This window comes from Pantoea sp. CTOTU49201, assembly GCF_032054795.1.
GTDB lineage: Bacteria > Pseudomonadota > Gammaproteobacteria > Enterobacterales > Enterobacteriaceae > Pantoea > Pantoea symbiotica.
The window spans coordinates 1-5,159 of the sequence record NZ_DAMBSA010000339.1 but is presented as its reverse complement, the minus strand read 5'-3'; the positions used below and the strand labels follow the sequence as shown (position 1 = coordinate 5,159).

Annotated in this window: 3 protein-coding genes; 1 reads left to right on the top strand and 2 read right to left on the bottom strand. The window is 52.3% G+C overall.

The window, feature by feature from the left end:
• Positions 1–332: 332 nt before the first annotated feature.
• Entirely contained in the window at positions 333–1,427 is a 1,095-nt protein-coding gene (gene ddlA, locus RTY00_RS19375; protein ID WP_312665596.1) for a D-alanine--D-alanine ligase, read from the top strand.
• Between the two features lie 15 nt (positions 1,428–1,442).
• Here ddlA and RTY00_RS19370 read toward each other — a convergent pair whose 3' ends face one another.
• Both RTY00_RS19370 and RTY00_RS19365 read right to left on the bottom strand, forming a co-directional pair.
• A complete protein-coding gene (locus RTY00_RS19370; protein ID WP_312665594.1) occupies positions 1,443–2,867 on the bottom strand; it encodes a diguanylate cyclase in 1,425 nt (474 codons plus the stop codon).
• A gap of 294 nt (positions 2,868–3,161) precedes the next feature.
• Complete coding sequence (locus tag RTY00_RS19365; protein ID WP_312665593.1) at positions 3,162–4,637, bottom strand: SulP family inorganic anion transporter; 1,476 nt, start codon at positions 4,635–4,637, stop codon at positions 3,162–3,164.
• Between the last annotated feature and the right edge of the window lie 522 nt (positions 4,638–5,159).

Below are 5,159 nucleotides of genomic sequence, written 5' to 3'. Positions count from 1 at the left end.
TGGTTTCAATACGAGCAACAGAACGCGCATCCTGCTCCACAGCATCCTGCTTCTGGTCGACCATTTCCCGACTCCTGTAAACCTGACAAAAAAACGGTGAGCACATTGCCCACCGTTGCACCTGTTTGAATTGGGAAAATTCTGACAGAAGGCAGGTTTTGAGCCGTCCAAGACTTGTCTCAAACGGTTATGAATAATTGTTTAAACTCGTGACTGATGGCTCTGAGAGGGGCTGTTTTGCAGGGTGTTATGTAGGAAAAAGCAAGGCTGTTGATGGCTGTCTTGGGCGTGTTATCTTACTGACTCGCTTTATCGCAATCGGACAAATAGCAATGGTAAAAAAGCGCGTAGGGATCGTGTTTGGCGGCAAATCGGCCGAGCATGAAGTGTCATTACAATCAGCCAAAAACATCCTCGAAGCCATCGACAAGAGCAAGTATGAGGTGGTGTTACTGGGCATTGATAAACAGGGTGAATGGCATCTCAATGATGCATCGGGTTTCTTACTCAACGCAGAAAATCCGAAGCTGATTGCCCTTAATCGTTCAGGTGAAAATGTCGCGCTGGTACCAGGAAGTTCTTCCCAGCAGCTGATTACGCGTCAGCAGGCGCAGCCGTTGTCCCAGCTGGATGTCATTTTCCCCATCGTGCACGGCACGCTGGGTGAAGATGGTTCGCTGCAGGGCTTATTACGCATGGCGAATCTGCCGTTTGTCGGCTCTGACGTGCTCGGTTCTGCGGTCAGCATGGACAAAGATTTCACCAAGCGCCTGTTACGTGATGCCGGGCTGAACGTCGCACCCTGGCTGAGCGTGACGCAGGCACAGCGCGCGAGTATTGATGCTGAGGCCGTGATTGCGCGCTTTGGTCTGCCGCTGTTTATCAAACCTGCGAATCAGGGATCATCCGTCGGCGTGAGCAAAGTCGATAACGCTGAAGCGTTCGATGCCGCATTGGATCTGGCCTTTACGTTCGACCGCAAAGTGTTGATAGAGCAAGGGATCAAGGGACGCGAAATTGAATGTGCGGTGCTCGGCAACGATGCGCCAGAAGCCAGCCCGTGTGGCGAAGTGGTCGTCCATGATGCCTTCTACTCTTACGACACCAAATACATCAGCGAAAGCGGTGCGCAAGTGGTGGTGCCAGCAGCGATCAGCGATGAAGCCAGCGATGCAATTCGTCAGGTGGCGATTACCGCGTTTCAGGCGCTGGAGTGTTTTGGTATGGCGCGTGTTGACGTGTTCCTGACGGAAAGCGGCGAGATCATTGTCAATGAAGTGAATACCTTGCCAGGCTTCACCAACATCAGCATGTATCCGAAGTTATGGCAGGCGGCGGGCTTAAGCTACAGCGATCTGATTTCACGACTGATCGAGCTGGCAAAGCAGCGTCATCAACAGACCAGCCAATTGAAAAGCAGCGTGTAAAAAAGCGGACGTGGCTCAGGCCACGTCATTCATCATGCTGCGCGGCTCCATCGCCGGTGAGGTTTGATTACGGCCATTACGTTTAGAGAGATAGAGATTCTTATCCGCTGCTGACACTAAACGATTGATCACGCTCGGCCATTCACGTTCGCTCTGCGCACTGCCGCGCGCCAGACCCAAACTGGCGGTAACCGTTACCGTGTTGCCCTGAATCCAGAACTTCTCTTTGACCATTGCCTGACGCACCGTTTCGGCCAGTTGATAAAGCTGGCTATGGCTACAATCGAACATCACCATCACAAACTCTTCCCCACCGAATCGACACACCATGCCACGATTACCAACCACGCGCTGAATGCGCCGCGCAATCTCTTCCAGCACGCAATCACCGGCATCGTGGCCGAAATTGTCGTTAATGGCTTTGAAATAGTCGACATCGAGCATCACTACGCCCGCTTCCCGCTGTAACGAAAAAGGTTCATTTCTCAGACTTTCATACAGGCCGGAACGGGACAGCAACTGGGTGAGAAAATCAAAATTAGCGCGCAAAGCAAGGCGATGATTCAGCTGGCGGATGGCATCCATGCTCACCGCCACCAGCAATGGGCTGAGCGCAACGGTAGCAACGCCGAGACGTGCCGAGGTGAGATGACTAATCGGTAGCAGCGCATCATCACCCTGAATATTCATGACACCGTGCGACACCAGCACAATCTCGGTGATACCGGTTATCAGGATCACCAAACTGGTCAACGGAATCGGTAACACGATAGCGCACCAGATCAGCGCAGGAACCGGGAACGTCAGGCTGCCTGCCCCGCCAATCAATGCCCCAACGATCAGCGACAGGATGACCGCCGCCAGCGGCAGCAGTTTGCCGGGATGCAGCAAGGTGCGCGGTGAAACCGTGCGCAGCGGGCGCGCCAGCATCACCGGCAGCAGCATCAGCGAAGTGGAGAACTGTTCGCTAAACCAGTCGCCCCACGCCACGATAAAGCGCGCATTGAAATCGATATCCTGCGCCCATGCGCCCCAGGTCGCACACGCCGCCGCACCAAGAAAACAGGCGGGAAAAATGCGCATCGCATTAAATACCTGACTGTTAGCGGAAGGACGCTGCAGATGTTTAATCAGCATGCTGACCGCGACGAGGATAAACAGAATATTGGCAAAATTGACGGTAAACGCCGGTAGCGCCCAGCCGGAAAATACCGTGTCGTTAAAAACCATCGCACCGAAGCAAACCAGATAACTGGAAGTGGTGTGCAAAAACGGATTCCGCACTATCAGTCCCGCCACCAGCGCATTCACCGGCCAGAACAGAGAGAACTCTTCGGGGATGCGCAAATGGCTGCCGATAAAGCAGAAAAACAGCGTAATGAAGAACAGCGTGAGAGCATTCTTTTTAAAATTATTCTCTTCAAACAGCATAACGCGCATACGTCTGAACCCTGTAACCTGGAAAGTGCCACCATCAGCCATAGGCATCAGCAAGCATTAAACCGGAAATAACCGTGCGATGATTCGGTAATTAAGCAAGTGTTCGTCATCCTACTCTGCGGCTGGGCGGCACTCAACCTGCCATAAACAGCAGCGTCGGGCCAAATGGCATTGTGGAAACGCCAGAGACAAAGGATAAAACTTGCGGCAATTATGCCCTGTAAATAAAAAAATCGGCTATCCGAGATATCCGATTTTTCGTTTTAATACCGCTATTCCAGCGCAAACTTATTGCTATTTCACCGCAACAGACCACTGACTCAGACGAATGCCACGTTCACGCGCGTTTTCACCAAAGTCTTTTAGCACCGCTTTAACGTCGGGATCCATATACTCGGCGTTATCGTTATCCACAACGACCACGCTGTTTTCCGGAATCTCCGCCAGCAATCCCTGCAGTTTTGGATTGTGCATAAAGGTCAGATTTTGCTTGAGGCGTAAAACGTAGTGACCGTCATGACGCGTGAGCTGCAAGGCGTTGCGATGGCTTTTATAGATGCTGTAGAGAATTTGGGTAGCGATGCCAATTCCAATGCCGGCCAGCATGCCAAACACGATAATCCCGCCGATGGTGGCAAGGAATGGCACATATTGCTGCGGCCCCATGCGTATCTGCTCAATGAACAGGCGCGGTGTAGCCAGCTTATAACCGGTATAGAGCAGCACCGCCGCGAGGCTGGCAAGGGGAATCGCGTTGAGCAGATTACTGAACCACAGGCCGCAAATTAACAGCAGCACACCATGAATCAGAATCGACAGTTTGGTTTGCGCGCCAACGCTCACGTTCACCGAACTGCGCACGATCACCGCAGTAATCGGCATTGCGCCCAGGAAACCGGCGGTCAGGTTACCAATGCCCTGCGCAAACATCTCTTTGTTGGGAGAAGGAGCGGGATTTTGCGGACGCAGTTTCTTCAGCGCTTCCTGGCTGAGCAGGGTTTCAAGGCTCGCGACCAGCGCCAGCGTTATCGCCACCATCCACACCGCAGGGCTCTGCCACGCTTGCCAGTCTGGGGTTTCCAGCTCCGCCACCAGTGCCGACATGCTATCGAACGCAGGTAGCGTGATGCGCGGTAAGCCTTCTGCCAGCGCCGGGAACAGACGATCGCCAAACACTGTGGCGGCACAGCCCACCAGCACCGCCACCAGCGGGCCGGGCATCCAGCTTAGCGCTTTAAACGATTTAATCAGCGGTGTGGTCCACAGCCAGAGAATGACTAAACCCACGCCAGCAACCAGCATCGCGCTGCTCGAAAATTGAAACTCACCGTTAACCAGCGACAGCAGCTCGACATCGCCGGCCGCGCCGAATGCCACCGGAATTTGCTGCATGATCAGCAGAATACCAATCGCCGCCAGCATGCCTTTAATCACGCTGCTCGGCACCAGTGCGATAAAGCGTCCGGCACGCAGTAAGCCAAACAGGCACTGCAACACACCCGCCAGAATCAGCGCGGTGAGAAAGGCGGAAAAACTGCCTAGCGTGACGATCGATGCGACCACAATCGTCACCAACCCCGCCGCCGGGCCGCTAACGGCAAAGCGCGACGGGCTCAGCGCAGTCACCAGCAATCCGCCAATCACACCGGTTAACAGACCAGCAAAGGGTGGCAATCCACTCGCCTGCGCGATGCCAAGACAGAGCGGCAGCGCGACCAGGAACACCACCAAACCAGCCGGAATATCCTGACGAAGCGTGCTTAAATTCATGGCGTTGATTCCTCTGCAGATTGCTGAATTAACCGCTCGCGGCGCTGCATAGCCAGACTGCGATTTATCGCTAATAAGGGTTTCAGGGTCGTCACAATAATCTTCTCTCAACGTTTAAAAATATCGCTTTCAGGAAAATAGCGACGTCATTAAACGCGGCTATAGAGAACAATTGAGGATGAAAGCAGAACTTCCTCACGGAAATTGTTTATAGACGCTTAAGCATAGTGTTGCATCATGAATATTTCTGACGTCGACAAAATGCGTCTTTTTGTAAACAAAACTTAAGTAAACGTATGAATTTGGTAAGTTTATGCAAGTGGGCACGCATTGGGCGAGATCGATAAAAATCATTATTAACAGTTAAATAGGAATTTTTTTAAATATAATATTCGTGACGCAACTACAAAAATATACACGCAATAATGCTGTGCCTTTCAAGTGGCGATAAGAATTAAACCTTTTGGGCTGGGAAGATTCCTAATTACAAAATTTATGATTAGCGTGATTCACTGCCATTTC